Below are 314 nucleotides of genomic sequence, written 5' to 3' on the forward strand. Positions count from 1 at the left end.
GGCCGGTCGAACGGTTGTCAAGATCGATCGTTGGTACCCGAGTTCGAAGCGGTGTTCGAGTTGCGGATACGTCCTCAAGAGTCTTTCGCTTTCGACACGTCAATGGGTTTGTCCAGATTGCGGACAGAGCCATGATCGGGATCTGAATGCCAGTATCAACATCCTGATGGCTGGGAAAGCGATATTGACCGGTGCAGACGGCTTGAGGATTCACGAATGAACAAAACCGGAGGATTTCCGGGGTTAGCCTGTGGAGCGAGCAAGGATGTGAAACGGCGTAGCCGTATCAGCAGACCTCTCGCGTTGAAGCAGGA

The 314-nt window shown here is 53.8% G+C and carries 1 protein-coding gene; it reads left to right on the plus strand.

Features of this window, described 5'->3' with window-relative positions; translation table 11 throughout:
- Window positions 1-220 (plus strand): zinc ribbon domain-containing protein (locus IV91_RS17550; protein ID WP_150112525.1); only part of this gene is annotated, 220 nt, incomplete at its 5' end.
- Window positions 221-314 lie beyond the last annotated feature (94 nt).

The sequence above is a fragment of the Ferrovum myxofaciens genome (assembly GCF_000735045.1).
GTDB lineage: Bacteria > Pseudomonadota > Gammaproteobacteria > Burkholderiales > Ferrovaceae > Ferrovum > Ferrovum myxofaciens.